This is a genomic window from Myroides odoratimimus (assembly GCF_038039805.1).
Taxonomy (GTDB): Bacteria; Bacteroidota; Bacteroidia; order Flavobacteriales; family Flavobacteriaceae; genus Flavobacterium; species Flavobacterium odoratimimum_B.
Window position 1 is genome coordinate 21,855 of record NZ_JBBPHK010000012.1, and the last position, 17,589, is coordinate 39,443.

Here is a 17,589-nt window from a genome sequence, read left to right on the forward strand (position 1 = left end):
GTTGGTAATCAGTTAGTTATGGGTGTGGTTGTAATTGGGCTATGTCGAAATAAAATTGTTAACTGACAAAATGACGTAAAAATACATATGGCAAATCAAAAAATAATAACATTTGACAACTTGTCGTTACAAGATTTAGGAGATGGAGATTCAGAGTTTATTCCGATTTTTTCAAGTGAAGATGAAGAGGAGATGAATAAAGAAGAATTACCAACCTCACTTCCGATATTACCATTGCGAAATATGGTATTATTTCCAGGTGTAGTGATTCCTATTACAGCAGGTAGAGATAAGTCTATTGAATTATTAAATAGAGCAAATAAAGGGGATAAAACGATAGGTGTAGTAGCACAGATAGATGAAGGTACTGATGATCCTGGTATCAATGAGATATACCATACAGGTACAGTGGCTCGTATCATCAAGTTATTAAAGTTGCCTGATGGAAATATCACAGTTATCTTGCAGGGTAAAAAACGTTTTGAAATCACAGAATTGACACAGGAAGAACCTTATATGAAGGCTAATGTGGTAGCTCGTGAAGAGAAGCGTCCTAGTAAGAAGAATAAAGAGTTCTCAGCAATTGTTGAGTCTATTAAAGAGACTGCTTTAGAGATCATTAAAGAGAATCCAAATATACCATCGGATGCAGCATTTGCTATTGAGAATATTTCTAGCGAATCGTTCTTGATTAATTTTGTGTCTTCTAATATGAGTATGGATATTGGTGATAAGCAACGATTACTTAATATAGATGACCTAAATGCTAGAGGTTTAGAAGCTTTAAAGATGATGACTTTAGAGTTGCAAAAGCTTCAGCTGCGCAACGATATTCAGACGAAAGTGAGAGTCGATCTAGATCAACAGCAAAAAGAGTATTTCTTACATCAACAAATGAAAACGATCCAAGAAGAATTGGGTGGTTTTTCGAATGAAGAGGAGTTTGAAGAGATGCGTAAGAAAGCTGCTAATAAAAAGTGGTCTAAGGAAGTACAGGAGCGCTTCGATAAGGAGTTAATGAAGTTCCAAAGAATGAACCCTCAAGTGGCTGAGTTTGGTATTCAACGAAACTATTTAGAGCTGTTCTTAGAATTGCCTTGGAATCATTATTCTAAAGATGTCTTTAATTTAAAAAATGCTCAGAAGCAGTTAGATAAAGATCATTATGGAATAGAAGAGGTGAAGAAGCGTGTCTTAGAGCACATGGCAGTCCTTAAGTTAAGAAATGACCTTAAGTCTCCTATTCTATGTCTATATGGACCTCCAGGAGTAGGTAAGACCTCTATCGGTAGATCTATAGCAGATGCATTAGGTCGTGAGTATGTACGTATTTCTCTAGGAGGGTTACGCGATGAGGCAGAGATCAGAGGACACAGAAAGACTTATATCGGTGCTATGCCTGGACGTATTATCCAGAGTCTGAAGAAGGCAAAGACATCTAATCCAGTGTTTTTACTAGATGAGATAGATAAGTTATCTTCTAGTCATAATGGAGATCCTTCTTCTGCATTATTAGAAGTATTAGATCCAGAACAAAATCACGAGTTCTATGACAACTTCTTAGAAATGGGATATGACTTGTCTAAAGTGATGTTTATCGCGACATCTAATAGTTTAAGTACTATACAGCCTGCATTGAGAGACCGTATGGAGATTATCGAGATGACGGGGTATACGATAGAAGAAAAAGTAGAGATAGGTAAACAGCATTTGTTAGATAAACAATTAAAGGCACATGGAGTTACTTCTAAAGATGTTGTGATTGGTAAAAAACAGATGGAGTTTATCATTACGAATTATACAAGAGAGTCTGGAGTACGTGGTTTAGATAAGCAGCTAGCACATATCGCTAGAGGTGTAGCTAAGAATATCGTGATGGAAGAGGAGTATAATGTGAAGATGACAGAAGAGGATATCAAAAAAATCTTAGGTACGCCGCGCTTTGAGAATGATAAGTATGAGAATAATGATGTAGCTGGTGTTGTAACAGGGTTAGCATGGACTAGTGTTGGAGGGGATATTTTATATATAGAATCTATTATTTCTAAAGGTAAAGGAGAGCTTTCTATCACAGGTAACTTAGGTACAGTGATGAAAGAATCTGCTACTATAGCACTAGAGTATATTAAGGCTCATGCAGAAGAGTTAGGTATTGCTCAAGAAGTGTTTGACAATTATAAGATACATATCCACGTACCTGAAGGGGCAACTCCTAAAGACGGACCTAGTGCGGGTATTACGATGCTGACGTCTATGGTGTCTTCATTTACTCAACGCAAAGTGAAAAAGAATTTAGCGATGACTGGAGAAATTACCTTAAGAGGTAAGGTGCTTCCAGTAGGAGGGATAAAAGAGAAGATTCTTGCAGCTAAGCGTGCTAATGTCAAAGAGATTATTTTGTGTAAAGATAATAGAAAAGATATTGATGATATTAAAGAAGAGTATCTTAAAGGATTGACATTCCATTATGTAGACAAGATGGAAGAAGTTTTAGAGATTGCTATTACAAATCAAAAGGTAAAGAATGCTAAGAAGCTAGAAGTAGCTAACAAGTAAAACTTATTAGATAGGACAAGGAAAGCCTCACTTTTATAAAGTGAGGCTTTTTTTCGTTTTATAAGGCTCTAGACTGTATTTTGTCCCCTTAAAATGATGTGAATTTTTACAGATTAACTTACTTTTGCTAGCCATTATTGTAGAAAATAGTTGTATTTTTAAGGTGCTTTTTTAGTATTTGTTTTATAGTGAACGTATTAAAAAGGTGTTTTGATTAAAAAGAGCTATTTATAAAGTGTTTTTAAAAAGATACGAAAGGTTATAAATACTACTATATTTGACAATTCAATGAGTTTAAACTAATTTTAAATTTTTCAATTTGAAAAAGATTACTATAGCGATTGATGGTTTTTCCTCTACCGGGAAAAGTACATTAGCGAAATCATTAGCAAAGTCTCTTAGCTATGTATATATAGACACAGGAGCTATGTATAGAGCAGTTACTTTGTCTGCAATGAGAAAAGGCTTGATAAAAGAAAATTACTTCAATAAAGAAGGATTAATAGAATCATTACCATCAGTAGAATTACACTTTGAGTACAATCCTGAAAAAGGTTTTGCAGAAGTGTTTTTAAACCAAGAGAATGTAGAAGGTGTAATACGCAGTTTAGAAGTATCACAGTTCGTAAGTCAGATAGCAGAAATACCTGAGGTAAGGAGAAAGTTGGTAGAACAACAACAAAACTTAGGTAAGTCTAAGGGAGTAGTAATGGATGGAAGAGATATAGGTACAGTTGTGTTTCCTGATGCAGAGTTAAAGATATTTATGACTGCATCTCCAGAAATACGTGCTCAAAGACGCTTTGATGAATTGAAGGAAAAAGATCCTAATGTGAGTTATGATGCAGTGTTTCAGAATGTAGTAGAAAGGGATAAAATAGACACAAGCAGAGCAGATTCACCACTAGTAAAGGCAGGTGATGCTATAGAGGTAGATAATTCTAATTTAACTATAGAAGAACAGTTTGATTTAATTCTGGATTTAGCGCAAAAAAGAATTAAATAAATTAATATAAACACACTTATAAAACGAGGTTTAAGGGCGTAAACTCTTAAACTAATAACACAGAAATAATATCACACGTAATGAATGTAAAAGCAAAATTGACGTTGATGAGTTACCTCGAATTTGCTGTTTGGGGAGCTTATTTAACATCTATGGGTAACTATTTAGGATCAGTTGGGCTAGGGCCTAAGATTGGTCTTTTTTATGCTATGCAAGGTATAGTATCTATTTTTATGCCTGCTATCATGGGAATAGTAGCTGATAGATGGATACCAGTTCAGAGGTTGTTAGGATTGAATCACTTAGCCGCAGCTATTTTTATGATTGCTACAGGTTATTACGGTTTTATAGCAGGAGGCGATGTAGACTTTACTACAATCTTTACACTTTACACTTGTAGTGTAGCTTTCTTTATGCCTACAATAGCTTTGTCTAATTCGACTTCTTATGCAATTTTAAAACAAAACCATCTCGATACAATTAAAGCATTTCCACCTATACGTACTTTTGGTACAGTAGGTTTTATATGTGCGATGTTGTTTGTTAACTTTTTTGGGTTCCACAGTGATGGTTCTTTAGGTTTTAATTTTGGAGGAGATATCGCTTTTGAAAGTTTTCAGTCTAATTATTATCAGTTCTTTGTATCTGGTGTTTTAGGAATAGTTCTTTTCTTATACAGTTTTGTATTACCTAATTGCCCTATTAATAAATCTAATGAGAAGCAGAGTTTAGCAGATGCATTTGGGTTAAAGGCATTCAGTTTGTTTAAAGAGAAGAAAATGGCTGTATTCTTTATCTTCTCAATGTTGTTAGGAGTGTCATTACAGATAACGAATGGATATGCCAATCCTTTTATCACAAGTTTCTCCAAAGTACCAGAATACGCTGATTCTTGGGGAGCACATAATGCTAATGCGTTAATCTCATTATCTCAAGTTTCAGAGACATTGTGTATCTTATTGATTCCATTTGTTCTAAGAAAGTTTGGTATTAAAGTAGTAATGTTGATGTCAATGTTTGCTTGGGTTCTACGCTTTGGATTCTTTGGTGTAGGTGATCCAGGAAATGGAGTATGGATGTTTATTTTGTCTATGATTGTTTACGGAATTGCATTTGACTTCTTTAATGTATCAGGTTCTCTATATGTAGATAATGAGACAAGTGAAGATATTCGTTCTTCTGCTCAAGGGGTATTTATGATGATGACTAACGGTTTTGGAGCAACAATAGGTATGCTTATCGCTCAGTACATTGTGAATCACTTTGTATATAGTCAAGAAGATGTTACTCTGCAATTAGAGGGGTGGAGACATTCATGGCTTATATTCGCTGGATATGCCTTAGTGGTGACTATATTGTTTGCTATTATATTTAAGTATAAACACAACCCACAGGCTGTGGAAGAAAACATGAAATAAGTAAATGATGTATTCTTTCTTTTAAGAGATTAGAGGAGAATATGTTTAGATATAAAAAAAGCGTGCTAAATCTTGATTTAGCACGCTTTTTTTATGGTTTGATTTCTTATTTGTTTTTGCGTTTAGCAGCTCTTTTAGCTTCTACAGCTCTGTTACGAGGCTTGGTTTTACGAGGATTACGTTTACCAGGACCTCCAAGATTTACCTTTTGGTTTTTATCTTTTTTCTCATGGAAAGCAGCTCCTTTTTCGATAGGTTTTTTAACCTTAGCAAGTTGTTTAGACTTTAACTTCGATTTTTCAAACTCCATAAGAGACTCAGAGATAACTACTTCCTCTGGAATTGTCATTACCCTAAGTTCTTTCTCCATCAAAATCTCAGCAGCTAATTTTACTTCTTCCTCTTTAGGGTCTACGATAGAAATAGCTGTACCTTTTTTATCAGCTCGCCCTGTACGTCCTATTCGGTGAATATATTGTTCTGGAGAGTCAGTAAACTGTAAGTTGATTACGTGGCTAATATCAGAAATATCAAGTCCACGAGCCATAATGTCTGTAGTTAGAAGTCCTCTTAGTTCATTCGCTTGGAACTCAGCCATAGACCTCATACGGAAGTTCTGAGATTTGTTAGAGTGAATTACAGTGAACTCTTCAGGAAAGGCTGCATCTAGTTTTTCCATTACAACATCTGCAAGACGTTTACTATTGATAAAGATAAGTACTCTATTAAACTCTTCTTTGTTATTAAGTAAGTGCATTAATAGATTTAACTTCGTGTTGAAGTTAGGTACATTATATATCTGTTGATCTATATTTTCTAATGGAGTTCCAGAAGGAGCAAGAGAAACCTCTTCAGGAAAGTCAAAATATTCGTCCAGTACTTCGTCTACTTCTTCTGTCATAGTAGCAGAGAATAAGATATTTTGACGTTTTCCTTTCATCATTGTAAGGATAGACGTAAGTTGAGTTCTAAAACCTAAGTTTAGTATCTCATCAAATTCATCAATAACTAACTTCTGTAAGTTATCAAAACGCAATACTCCGTCTAGAGCCAAATCCATCATACGTCCAGGTGTTCCTACCAGGATATCTACACCTTCATAGACAGCTTTTCGTTGTGTATTGATATTGGTACCCCCATATACCCCTAATGTCCTTACAGACATATAGGCTGTAAGTTTTTGTACTTCATCCACCACTTGTACTACAAGCTCACGTGTAGGTACTAGTATAACTACTCTAGGAGAATCGGCATGGCTAAACTTCCATTGTTTTAAGATAGGAAGAAGATAGGCGAATGTTTTTCCTGTACCTGTTTGGGCAATACCCATCATGTCTCTTCCAGAAAGAATAACTGGAAATGATTTAGCTTGTATAGGTGTTGGTGAAATAATATTAAGCTCATTAAGAGCTTTGTCAAGTGCTTTCGGTAGATTAAATTGCTCGAAAGTATTCATATATGTCGATATTTGCAGCAAAGATACGTTTATTTTTTTTGCAATATCAAATACTTTCTATTGTCTTAACGAATAGTTTTTGAACTAAATAGACTAAAATAGTCAATAAAAAAGCAATTATGTAAGTCCTCGTAACGAATTGTGATCCCCATTAGAAAAGTGGAGATATAAACTCGTTATAGGATTAAATAATTTTTTTGATTACCCTTAATTTATGAGTATGTCTTCCAGAGTCGATATTGTAAATTCCTAAATGATCTAATCGGTCTATACGTACTTTTCCATGAGCATGTATAATATAGTTGTTCTCCATGATTATACCTACATGGATGATATTTCCATCAGCATTGTCAAAGAAAGCTAAATCGCCTATTTCGCTTTCCTCTATAAAGCTTAAGGCTTCTCCTATAGCTGCTTGTTGTGAGGCATCTCTGGGAATTCTATATCCATTGATTCTGTAAACCATTTGGGTGAAACCAGAACAGTCTATTCCGAAAGGCGTTTTCCCTCCCCATAAGTAAGGAGTGTTTAAGTACATAAACGCAGTCTTTAAAAAAGTTTGTTTTGTAAATTGACCTGTGATGGTCAGTCCTTCATAAGTGAAGTTATCTGTATTGATACTATTCTTTTTTAACCCTGTAAGACAGCTGCCAAGCGGTACTGCCATTAAATGGTTGTTATTGGAAGAAATAAAGTCTACTAACTCGGCAGAGTGAATAACAGATGTGTTTTGAAGGTATTTATAATCTTCTTCAGAGATTTCTTGATATTGTTTATTATCTATCCAACCTTGGTACTTGTCGAAAGCTAATTCTATTTTCGACCACTTCTCTGTTCTTTCTAAAATAGTAAAGTGTTCACCGAAAAGGACTTGAGATACCATTTCGCTTCTGTCGCTTGGTTCAAGTCTTAAGGGTACAATGGCAAGGTTGCAATATGCAAACATAATATAGGTTTGAATTAAAGTACAAAAATAAAAGATGAGTTTGAACTAATCAAACTCATCTTGAATATATTATTAAAAATTAAGCTCTTTCGATAACTAATGCTGATGCACCACCACCACCATTACAGATAGCAGCAGCTCCTATTTTTGCATTGTTTTGTTCTAATACACTTAATAATGTTACGATGATACGAGCACCAGAACATCCTAGAGGGTGACCTAAAGAAACAGCTCCACCGTTTACGTTTACCTTTTCTGGATCGATATTAAGTAATTTGGTATTCGCAATACCAACTACAGAGAACGCCTCGTTAAATTCGAAGAAGTCCACATCTTCGATAGCTACATTCGCTTTTTTAAGCGCTTTAGGCAATGCTTTAGCAGGAGCAGTAGTAAACCACTCAGGCTCTTGAGCAGCATCTGCATATCCTCTGATATAAGCTAGAGGTTTTAATCCTAAGCTTAATGCTTTTTCTTCACTCATGATTACTACAGCAGCAGCTCCATCATTGATAGTAGAAGCATTAGCAGCAGTTACAGTTCCTTCTTTTGTAAAAGCAGGGCGTAAAGAAGTAATCTTATCTAATTTTACATTTGTGTATTCCTCATCCTTAGAAACTACGATTGCATCTCCTCTTCGTTGAGGTACAGATACAGGAACTACCTCGTTGTTAAACTTACCAGCATCCCATGCTTTTGCAGAGCGCTCATAAGATTTAATAGCGAAGTTATCTTGTTCTTCTCTTGAGATATTGTGTGTACTAGCACATAAGTCTGCAGATACTCCCATAGCATTATTGTCATAAGCATCTACTAGACCGTCATTTTGTAAACCATCAATGATAGTTGCAGGACCAAATTTGTTACCATTACGCATGTGTACATAATGAGGAATCATACTCATATTCTCCATTCCACCTGCTACAACTATTTCTGCATCACCTGCCATAATAGCTTGTGTCCCTTGCATAATAGCTTTCATACCTGATGCACAAACTTTATTTATTGTAGTACAAGCTACCTCTTTAGACAAACCTGCTTTTAAAGCCGCTTGACGTGCAGGTGCCTGTCCTTCTCCTGCTTGAACTACATTCCCCATCAATACTTCATCTACTAGATTAGCATCAAGGTTGATCTTATCTAGTGCTCCTTTAATAGCAGTAGCACCTAATACTGTAGCAGGTACAGTTGATAAACTTCCTAAGAAACTTCCTATCGGTGTTCTAGCAGCAGAAACAATAACTACTTTTTTACTCATAATTTATAGAATTAATTAAGTTTGATTTTTGTTTTAAAACTTTAGACCTTCTGTAAGGTTCAATAAAGATGTGGGAAAATACATAAAATATCTTGAATTCGGATAATTATCTAAGAAATAAAAAAATAATGTTTTTTTTATTTGTGTTTACTTCATTGACTATGAATAGGTTTGTTTTTATGTGATATTTTTTTGTTATTTTTTCTTTCAAAAGCTTGCATAGAACCAAAAGTAGTGCTAAGTTTGCATCCGCATTAGAGAAGTAATTCTCTTAGCAACGGAGAGGTGCCGGAGTGGTAACGGAGCAGATTGCTAATCTGTCATCGGGTAACCGATGCCAGGGTTCGAGTCCCTGTCTCTCCGCTTCTTTCGGGGTGTAGCGTAGCCCGGTCATCGCGCCTGCTTTGGGAGCAGGAGGTCGCAGGTTCGAATCCTGCCACCCCGACGAAAGAAAAACATTTAATGTTTTTTGGTTAGGTCCAATAGCTCAGCTGGATAGAGCAACTGCCTTCTAAGCAGTAGGTCTCAGGTTCGAATCCTGATTGGATCACAGAAGCCTCAACGATAGTTGAGGCTTTTTTGTTTTCTGAAATGTATATCTTTTTTATTAACTTTCTAATATTAAAAAGAATTAGAAATAATATATGGAAAAAGAATTAATAATAGAAGGCTATTGGTGGTTGCCAGAAACGCCAGAACATCGGTTAGCAGGAGAGTTATATTTGGCTTCTAATGAGGTGTTTAAGTTGAAAGTTTTCGGTGATATTCTTAATTGTTCTAATTCTCTAGTTGAATTTATAAAGGATAAAGAATCAATACCTAATGTTGTTTTTGGAAAAGACAGTAATGGAAAAGATTGGACTTTGTTTGTTTCTAGTAGAGGTGGAGGTTCTTTTAACTTTTCAAGTACATTCCCTTTAATATATTTCAATATTAGACAATGCCTTAAGGGAATTCATACCTTATCAATCGAGGATAAGTGTTTTAAAGAAATTAAAGTTGATATAGAATCTCTTACATCGTGGGTTAATTATTATCCTTTACAATTAAATATTCCTTGTAGTGAAGATAAAAGGGTAATAGGTTTTAATTTATCATATTCTAGTTTAGAAGGTGATAAGGAATATAATATAGGTGATGATTATATGATGACTATTTGTGCAAGTGTTTCTTATCCTAATGTACATAGTGAAGAAGTGATTATTATGCAAAAACAACTTCTTGTTTTTGAAAGTAAAAATAGTGTGAGTTGTTCTGAACTGTTGAATAAGGTTTTGCGTTTTCAAATGTTTTTGAATATAGCTACTTTTAGAATCAATAGAATTTTAAGATTAAGATTATATAAACATGATTTAGATAATAAGGTAAGTAAGACTGACGAGGGTGTAGAATTATTTATTAGACAGGATGTTTATGATAGTAATGATTTTAAAAAGAAAGATGATGTAAATAGTTATTTATTTCAATTGAGTACAATAGAAGATGTTTTTTCTCAAATGTTAGTAAAGTGGTTTAGTTTTGACAATAAAGTAATACCAATTTTAAGACATTTGATGGATAGTATTCCTAATAAAAAGACTTTCAAGAGTACTGATTATTTAATTATAGCACAAGCATTAGAAGGTTACCATCATCGTTTTGTTGAAGTTGATCCTAGGTCTAGGCGTAAATTACCTGAAAGATATAAAGATATCATTCGTATATTTAATAATGAAGTGAAGGCTATAAGGAGTATTAATGTAAAAGAAGCTGTTGATACTAGAAATTATTATTCACACTTTTATGAACCACATGAAAGTCATAAAATTTTAATAGGTAAAGAATTGTATCAATTGACTGAAAAAATGAGATATCTCTTAATTTGTTGTTTATTGCGAGAAATAGGTATTAGTAATCCGCTGATTAATATTATACTCGAAGAATATTGTAGTAAGAAGTAGTATAATTTCTATTGCACACCCCAGATATCCTTTTTATTTTTGAGACTAACGACAATAAAACTTACCGTAAATGATTACAGCTATTCAAGATTGTGTCTTAGTCAATCAAAAGAATATTTTTTATAAACACTTTTTTTATCAAGGAGAGAGTAAGTACACACTAGTATTATTGCATGATTCTTTAGGCTGTGTTACCCTGTGGAGAGATTGGCCAGAGTTACTAGCAGAACGATTACAGTGTGATGTATTAGTATATGATAGAGTAGGATACGGGCTGTCAGATAAGATGGATACTACGAAGAGAGAAAAAGATTATCTAAAGCAAGAAGCTGTATTCTTAAAAGACTTGTTGGAAGAGTTAGAGTTAGAGCATGTCGCTTTATTGGGGCATAGTGATGGTGCGTCTATTGCTTTGTTGTTTGCAGCGATGTATCCAGATCACACTTTGGCCTTAGTGGCTGAGGCAGCACATATCTTTGTAGAGAAAGTAACTTTAGAAGGAGTGCAAGCTGCTAAGACTGCTTATGAGACTACAGATTTAGCTGAGCGCTTAGTGAAATATCACGGAACTAAGGTAGATGATGTAGTCAGAGCTTGGGTAGATACTTGGTTATCTCCAGAGTATCAAGATTGGACAGTAGAAGAGGAGATGAAGGGAATACTGTCTCCATTGTTATTTATACAAGGAGAACAAGACGAGTATGGTAGTCTTGATCAAGTAGAGAAAACAATAGCAAAGGCTCAAGGAATTGCAGAGAAGGTTATTTTTCCTAATGTAGGGCATACTCCACATAAAGAGATAAAAGAGCAGACACTAGAAGCAATAGTGTCGTTCTTTCAAAAAAACATTTAATTACAGTGCTTTTAACGCTTCTATTTTGTCATAGAATAGTTTCTCTAGTCTTGGGTCAACACTACTTAAGTAAGCACTTTTTAAGCTTTCTAAGTACTTGTTTAGATCAGGAACAGTACTTCCAGGATCTAGGTGAAAAGGTGTACTTAGATTCTTAGAAAGAATAATTTCGAATGCGTTGTTGATATATTGTTGTTTATCCATGATTCTACAGATGTAATTAAAGTACAAAGGTACACAGAATTCAGAAGCATTAAAAAAACAAAGAGCGCTTATTTAATACATTAAATAAGCGCTCTTTGTTTTGGCTTTATATCTAGATTAGATTCCTTTAGTTGGAATTTCGATTTCGTATACTCTACCTTTTACTTTTAAACTAGTGTTTACTAACCATGGGTTGTATAGTTTTAGTAATTTGTAGTTGATACCTTGTTCTTTTGCGAATAAAGCTAAATCATCTATATCGTAAGATACAGTTACTTTTTTAGTAGGTACGATTGGATATTTTTCAGATTCAGGAACGTCAAAACCGTATTTTACAGGGTTAGACATAATTTCTTTTAAGGCTAATATTCTGAATACGTATCTAGAAGTCTCTTGGTTTAAGAATAGGTCATAATAGTCCTCCACATATTGACTTTCCATGGCACGTGACATACCTGCCATCCCTCTGTTATAAGATGCAGCAGCCATCGTCCAGCTACCAAAACGGTTTTTAGCACTTTGGAAGTATTTACACGCGGCTTCTGTTACTTTGATTAGGTCGTATCGTTCGTCTACGTATTCATCTATGTATAAGTTAAAGTCCTTAGATGTCCCTTTCATGAATTGCCAGAATCCACTAGCTCCAGCAGGAGATACCGCATTAGCTAGTCCACTCTCTATCACGCATAAGTATTTAAAGTCATCAGGAATACCATTCTTTTTTAAGATTGGTTCAATGATAGGGAAGAATCTATGTGCTCTTTTTATCGTTGTTATGGTCGTACCGTGAAGATTCGTATTGATAATCATTTCTCGGTCAAATCTTTCTTTTACATCTATCTTGTCTAAAGGAGCTTTTTCTCCAGCGAAGTTAGCAGATAGCGGTAGAGGATGAGCGTGTAAGGCAGCTTCATTATGATCCTCCGTAGCGCTAGATATAGTAGTAGCAAACATAAATGATGAAGCTACAGCTATAATAGCAGCGGTTACAAATACAGTTCTAAGCGTCTTTTTCATTATTTTTCTTAAGTATAATCGTTTCTAAATTTTCATTAAACCATTTGTGCTTGATGATAATCATCGCATGAGTGCCCCCTTTTATCTCGATGGCAGATTGTATATTCTTGTAAGGGAATATTTCATCTTTAGTTCCGTGTATGTGTACTACGTTGGCTAATGGTTTGTCTTGTTTCCAATGTAGCACTTCTCTTATACACCAGTCTACATATACCTTATCTCTTATCGGGAGGTAACGGTCATATAGTACTAATCTTTTCTTCTTTTTCTCTGAAGCTATTTTTTTGATAAGGCTCCAGAGAGTAGGGATAAAAGATGTAGGTAAGCATTTATAGAGTCCTGTTTTTCTAGCAATGTGATAGAGCTTAGGGAACTCTCTATTAGAACGTACGCTTGAAATAATAATTGTCTTTCTTACAGAAATTAATTTACTTATTTCTTGAGCTATAATTCCACCAAAAGACACACCTATTAAAATAGGATTATCGCGTTTGATGAGGCAGAGATAACGCTTTGTGTATTGTTCTAGTGATTCGGATTTATTTATAGGTAACCATTCTAAAAAGACAATTTCAAACTTTTCTTGATTCAAACAAAGATGTTCAAAAATCAAAGAAGTAGAGGACATACCTGGGAAGAAATAAATAGGTATTTTGCTCATTATAAATATTTTAAATCGTTTTTATAAGGTTATGTGGAAAAAAATCCCGAACTTTGCTAAATATAGAGATTATAGTAACTTAAAAAAAGAAATACTAGATATTTTATTTTTTACTACAGTTCTAACGTGAAATAATCCAATAAGTACAGATTTATCGTATACATATCATGAGGTATATTAGTGATTTTAGATAATCATTAAACGTACCTGTGGTATTGGTATATGCTTTAGTGTATGAGTTGGTTGTTAGAAGGTAGAGGTGTACACTTACCCTCCTAATTTTTTAGGAAGCACAGCAGTTATTATAATTTGTTTTGTAATCATAAAAACTTGGAGATATAATGGAAATTAAAGACAATGAGTTACTACGTCAGTTCGAGTATGAGACTGAGCAAGGGTTGCTTAGTGTAGAGTATTCACTACAAGAGAGAAAAATTTTTCTTACAAAACTTACTGGACTAGAAGAAGCTTTGCCAACACAAGCATCTGATTTTTTAAAAGGTATTTTGGAGATGTTAAGAGAGAAGAGATTAAGAGTAGTACCTACACATCCTAAGATTGTTTCTTTCTTTAGAAAGAATCCTACGTATAAAGAGATGTTACCTCCTGGTATCCGTATCTAAGTAATATTATACACGTTATAGCCTTTTAAAATAATAAGGACTATAGAGTAATGATATAAAAAAGCCTGTTTAGAAGATTCTAAACAGGCTTTTTTATAGTCTCTATTTTCTTTGAGTTCACACAGATTATAAAATGAGACAGACTGTATACCGCCTGTTTCATTCACTAAAGATGTTTACTAGGCATTTTTTAATGCCCTGTCCTGTTACTTTTTAGTGTCAAGACAAAAAAGTAAATGACTAAAAAAAGCCAACTAAAGATTAGTTGACTTTTTCGATATTTTATTAAAGAGATATTATTATTAGATAAACTCTAATCTTACGATACCATCCTCATCTATTTTCGTTAATTTCACTGCGTGTAACGTATTTACTAAGGCTGGATCCCATGGTGTTTTTACTTTCACATAGTTCTCTGTGAATCCGTGGATATATCCTTCTTTATTCTCACCTTCGAACAGAACTGTTTTTTCTTTTCCGATTTGGGATTCATAGAACGCACGGCGTTTCTTTACAGAAAGTCCTCTTAGCATTTTACTTCTCTTATTACGTACATTCATAGGTACTACTTCATCCATATCCACAGCCTCTGTATTATCGCGTTCAGAGTATGTAAATACGTGTAGGTACGAAATGTCTAATTCATTTAAGAAATTATATGTCTCTAAGAATTTCTCGTCAGACTCCCCAGGGAATCCTACGATCACATCCACACCGATACAGCAGTCTGGCATCACTTCTCTGATCTTCTCTACTCTCTCTACATATAGTTCGCGTAGGTAACGACGTTTCATTTTCTTTAGAATGTCGTTACATCCAGACTGTAAAGGAATGTGGAAGTGAGGAACGAATGTTCTACTTTTCGATACGAAGTCTATCGTCTCGTTTTTCAATAAGTTAGGCTCGATAGAAGAGATACGAAGTCTTTCGATACCCTCTACTTTATCTAACTCTTGTACTAATTCTAAGAAAGTGTGTTCGTGTTTCTTATTCCCAAACTCTCCTTTACCATAGTCACCGATATTCACTCCTGTCAGTACGATCTCTTTTATGTTCTGAGCAGAGATCTCTGCCGCATTTTTCAGTACATTATCCATAGTATCACTACGAGAGATACCACGAGCTAATGGGATGGTACAGTATGTACATTTATAATCACATCCATCCTGTACTTTAAGGAAAGCACGTGTTCTGTCACCTATAGAGTAACTCCCTACGTAGAAGTCAGCCTCTGATATTTCGCATGAATGTACTTGTCCCATTTCATTTTTAGACAAGTCATTGATGTAATCTGTTATTTTAAACTTCTCTGTCGCTCCTAATACTAAGTCCACTCCATCTACAGAAGCTAGTTCTTCTGGTTTTAATTGAGCATAGCATCCTACAGCAGCTACGAAAGCTTTATCGTTTTTCTTCTGAGCCTTTTTTACTATTTGCTTAAATTGTTTATCTGCATTTTCTGTAACAGAACATGTATTGATAACATATATATCAGCCACTTCTTCGAAATCTACTCTATCGAATCCTTCCTCTGCAAAATTTCTAGCGATAGTGGAAGTTTCTGAGAAGTTAAGCTTACAACCTAATGTATAAAAAGCTACTTTTTTTCTATTTTCCATAATGATTACTTACTAAGTAGTAACTTTGAATTATATTTACTTTTTCAATATTGAAAAGGTTTGCAAATTTACGTACAAAAATCGGTTTGATGAAATCAATAATTCATTACGTTTCAATATTTTGTGTCTGTGCACTGACGTTTTCTTGTCAGAAAAAAACAGCTGATCAAGATAAAAAATTAGTTTTTAGATATAACGAGAATGCTAATATTCAGACACTAGACCCTGCTTTTGCAAGAAATATGGCTATCATCTGGCCGTGTAATCAACTCTTTAATGGACTAGTGCAGTTAGACGATAGCCTGCATATACAGGCAGATATAGCCAAGTCATGGACGATCAGTGAAGACGGTAAGCAGTATGACTTTATGTTGAGAAGGGATGTCTATTTTCACAAGCATAGCCACTTTGGGGCAGATAGCACTCGTACAGTAGTGGCTAGTGATTTCGAATACAGTTTTAACAGAGTATTAGATGCAGATGTGGTTTCGCCAGGAGCGTGGATATTCCAGAAGGTAAAGAATTTTAAAGCAATTAATGATACGGTCTTTCGCATCGAATTAAAAGAAGCTTTTCCTGCATTTTTAGGATTGCTGTCGATGAGGTATGCCTCTGTAGTGCCTAGGGAGATAGTAGAGGACAAGGCGATAGACTTTCGTTCTAATCCGATCGGTACAGGACCTTTCTATTTTAAATTTTGGGAAGAAAACATTAAGCTAGTCCTTCGCAAAAATCCTAACTACTTCGAAAGAGATGATCAAGGCAATGCATTACCTTATCTTGAGGCAGTAGCCATCACATTTTTGCCAGATAAGCAGAGTGGTTTTTTACAGTTTTTGCAAGGTAATCTAGATTTCATATCTGGCTTAGATACTTCTTATAAGGATGATATTATCACAGAGAATGGTGAGCTAAATCCGAAGTATAAGGATAAGGTGCAGATGGTGACGGGGCCTTATCTAAATACAGAGTACCTAGGCTTTAACCTAGAAGCACCTAGTGCTATACAAGACGTGAGAATACGCAAAGCCTTAAATATGGGGTTTGACCGAAACAAGATGTTGTTGTATCTACGTAGTGGTATGGGAGATGGAGCAGTAGGAGGAATTATACCACAGGGTCTAGGGGGACATTTTAGTACAGGTAAACTCTATCGTCCAGAAGAAGCTAAGGCGCTAGTAGATGATTATAAGAAGACAAGTAAGGAGAATAAGGTAGAAATCACCTTGTCTACGAATGCTAACTATCTCGATATCGCAGAATATCTACAACGCGAGTGGAAAAAACTAGGGATAGAAGTAATAGTAGATGTGACACCACCAGCTTCTCTACGACAGGGTATGGCATCAGGTAAGGTGTCATTCTTCAGAGGGAGTTGGATAGCAGACTATCCTGATGCGGAGAATTACCTTTCGTTATTTTATTCAAAGAACAAGGCACCTAATGGACCTAACTATACTCGCTTCGCTAATCAAAAGTTTGATCAGCTCTATGAACAAGCTTTTAAAGAAGTGTCAGAAGAGAAGCGAAATAGTATCTATCAGCAGATGGATCAGATTATAGCAGATGAGGTACCCGCGATCATCTTGTTTTACGACAGAGCAGCGAGGTTCTCTCATCAGAGTGTAAAAGGACTAGGCATTAACCCTATGAACAATTTATTTTTAAAGAGAGTTTACAAAGAATAATATAGTCCCGCCGCAGTACCTACTGTGGGATAAGGATATAAAAAGTCAGTTCACACAATCTTGTGTGGACTGACTTTTTTGTTTTTAGAAGTATATAAGCTTTGTACGTATTTAGGAATAGGTAGTATGAAATCATTTAGAGAAGTTTCGAAATTGTTTTCCCTTATTCAGATGAGCTTGTTAGAGGAGGATAGGTGGTGTATAAAAGAAGCATTGCTCGACAAACATGCTTCTAGCTCCACCATTCTCAAGGTATTGTCCATGTATTGTCGAAGGAGTGGAAGTTAATACTAGGTTTTTTAAGGGTTTAGGTTACTTTATGAGTAAGTATATAATTAGGAGTT

14 protein-coding genes and 3 tRNA genes are annotated in these 17,589 nt (G+C 34.9%); 10 read left to right on the forward strand and 7 right to left on the reverse strand.

The genetic code is table 11. The annotated features are described in order from the left end of the window. The first annotated feature begins 87 nt into the window (after window positions 1–87). The 3 genes from lon (at window position 88) to AABL85_RS10350 (ending at window position 4,980) form a co-directional block, all read left to right on the forward strand. On the forward strand, window positions 88–2,556 hold the full coding sequence (gene lon, locus AABL85_RS10340; RefSeq protein WP_341310030.1) for an endopeptidase La: 2,469 nt from the start codon (window positions 88–90) through the stop codon (window positions 2,554–2,556). 319 nt (window positions 2,557–2,875) lie between these two features. Then, on the forward strand, window positions 2,876–3,562 hold the full coding sequence (gene cmk, locus AABL85_RS10345) for a (d)CMP kinase (RefSeq protein WP_341310031.1): 687 nt from the start codon (window positions 2,876–2,878) through the stop codon (window positions 3,560–3,562). Between the two features lie 80 nt (window positions 3,563–3,642). Further along, a complete protein-coding gene (locus AABL85_RS10350; RefSeq protein ID WP_341310032.1) occupies window positions 3,643–4,980 on the forward strand; it encodes an MFS transporter in 1,338 nt (445 codons plus the stop codon). A 106-nt stretch (window positions 4,981–5,086) separates the two neighbouring features. On the opposite strand, the gene AABL85_RS10355 is transcribed toward AABL85_RS10350, so the two are convergent. The 3 genes from AABL85_RS10355 to AABL85_RS10365 form a co-directional block, all read right to left on the reverse strand. Further along, window positions 5,087–6,436, reverse strand: a complete 1,350-nt coding sequence (locus AABL85_RS10355; RefSeq protein ID WP_286414428.1) for a DEAD/DEAH box helicase — start codon at window positions 6,434–6,436, stop codon at window positions 5,087–5,089. A 184-nt stretch (window positions 6,437–6,620) separates the two neighbouring features. Next, the gene (locus AABL85_RS10360; protein WP_286414430.1) at window positions 6,621–7,382 is read right to left on the reverse strand and encodes a C40 family peptidase; all 762 of its coding nucleotides are present in this window, start codon (window positions 7,380–7,382) and stop codon (window positions 6,621–6,623) included. Between the two features lie 79 nt (window positions 7,383–7,461). After that, on the reverse strand, window positions 7,462–8,640 hold the full coding sequence (locus AABL85_RS10365; protein ID WP_341310033.1) for an acetyl-CoA C-acyltransferase: 1,179 nt from the start codon (window positions 8,638–8,640) through the stop codon (window positions 7,462–7,464). A 279-nt stretch (window positions 8,641–8,919) separates the two neighbouring features. Between AABL85_RS10365 and AABL85_RS10370 the strand changes: the two genes are divergently transcribed. From AABL85_RS10370 to AABL85_RS10390, 5 genes are all read left to right on the forward strand, one after another. Then, a tRNA-Ser gene (locus AABL85_RS10370) sits at window positions 8,920–9,003 on the forward strand. Between the two features lie 7 nt (window positions 9,004–9,010). Then, window positions 9,011–9,085: transfer RNA gene (locus AABL85_RS10375), tRNA-Pro, on the forward strand. 31 nt (window positions 9,086–9,116) lie between these two features. Continuing rightward, window positions 9,117–9,190, forward strand: a tRNA-Arg gene (locus tag AABL85_RS10380). A gap of 94 nt (window positions 9,191–9,284) precedes the next feature. After that, window positions 9,285–10,580: a HEPN domain-containing protein gene (locus AABL85_RS10385; protein ID WP_341310034.1), complete on the forward strand. Its 1,296-nt coding sequence runs from the start codon at window positions 9,285–9,287 to the stop codon at window positions 10,578–10,580. Between the two features lie 70 nt (window positions 10,581–10,650). Further along, window positions 10,651–11,433 carry an alpha/beta hydrolase gene (locus tag AABL85_RS10390; protein WP_341310035.1) on the forward strand — a complete coding sequence of 261 codons (783 nt, stop codon included), beginning with the start codon at window positions 10,651–10,653 and terminating at the stop codon, window positions 11,431–11,433. Here AABL85_RS10390 and AABL85_RS10395 read toward each other — a convergent pair whose 3' ends face one another. The 3 genes from AABL85_RS10395 to AABL85_RS10405 all read right to left on the reverse strand — a co-directional run bounded on the left by AABL85_RS10395 (window position 11,434) and on the right by AABL85_RS10405 (window position 13,315). Next, window positions 11,434–11,637 carry a hypothetical protein gene (locus tag AABL85_RS10395; protein WP_006261845.1) on the reverse strand — a complete coding sequence of 68 codons (204 nt, stop codon included), beginning with the start codon at window positions 11,635–11,637 and terminating at the stop codon, window positions 11,434–11,436. It abuts the gene before it with no gap. A gap of 117 nt (window positions 11,638–11,754) precedes the next feature. Beyond that, complete coding sequence (locus tag AABL85_RS10400; RefSeq protein ID WP_286414437.1) at window positions 11,755–12,654, reverse strand: lytic transglycosylase domain-containing protein; 900 nt, start codon at window positions 12,652–12,654, stop codon at window positions 11,755–11,757. Beyond that, complete coding sequence (locus AABL85_RS10405) at window positions 12,638–13,315, reverse strand: alpha/beta hydrolase (protein ID WP_341310036.1); 678 nt, start codon at window positions 13,313–13,315, stop codon at window positions 12,638–12,640. Before AABL85_RS10405 ends, AABL85_RS10400 begins: the two co-directional genes overlap by 17 nt. 341 nt (window positions 13,316–13,656) lie before the next feature. Between AABL85_RS10405 and AABL85_RS10410 the strand changes: the two genes are divergently transcribed. Continuing rightward, window positions 13,657–13,938 (forward strand): GNAT family N-acetyltransferase, encoded by a 282-nt coding sequence (locus AABL85_RS10410; RefSeq protein WP_006258736.1) that lies wholly within the window; start codon window positions 13,657–13,659, stop codon window positions 13,936–13,938. A gap of 302 nt (window positions 13,939–14,240) precedes the next feature. On the opposite strand, the gene mtaB is transcribed toward AABL85_RS10410, so the two are convergent. Then, window positions 14,241–15,557 (reverse strand): tRNA (N(6)-L-threonylcarbamoyladenosine(37)-C(2))-methylthiotransferase MtaB, encoded by a 1,317-nt coding sequence (gene mtaB / locus AABL85_RS10415; protein ID WP_341310037.1) that lies wholly within the window; start codon window positions 15,555–15,557, stop codon window positions 14,241–14,243. 89 nt (window positions 15,558–15,646) lie between these two features. Between mtaB and AABL85_RS10420 the strand changes: the two genes are divergently transcribed. After that, window positions 15,647–17,245, forward strand: coding sequence for an ABC transporter substrate-binding protein (locus AABL85_RS10420; RefSeq protein ID WP_341310038.1), 1,599 nt, complete (start codon window positions 15,647–15,649; stop codon window positions 17,243–17,245). Window positions 17,246–17,589 lie beyond the last annotated feature (344 nt).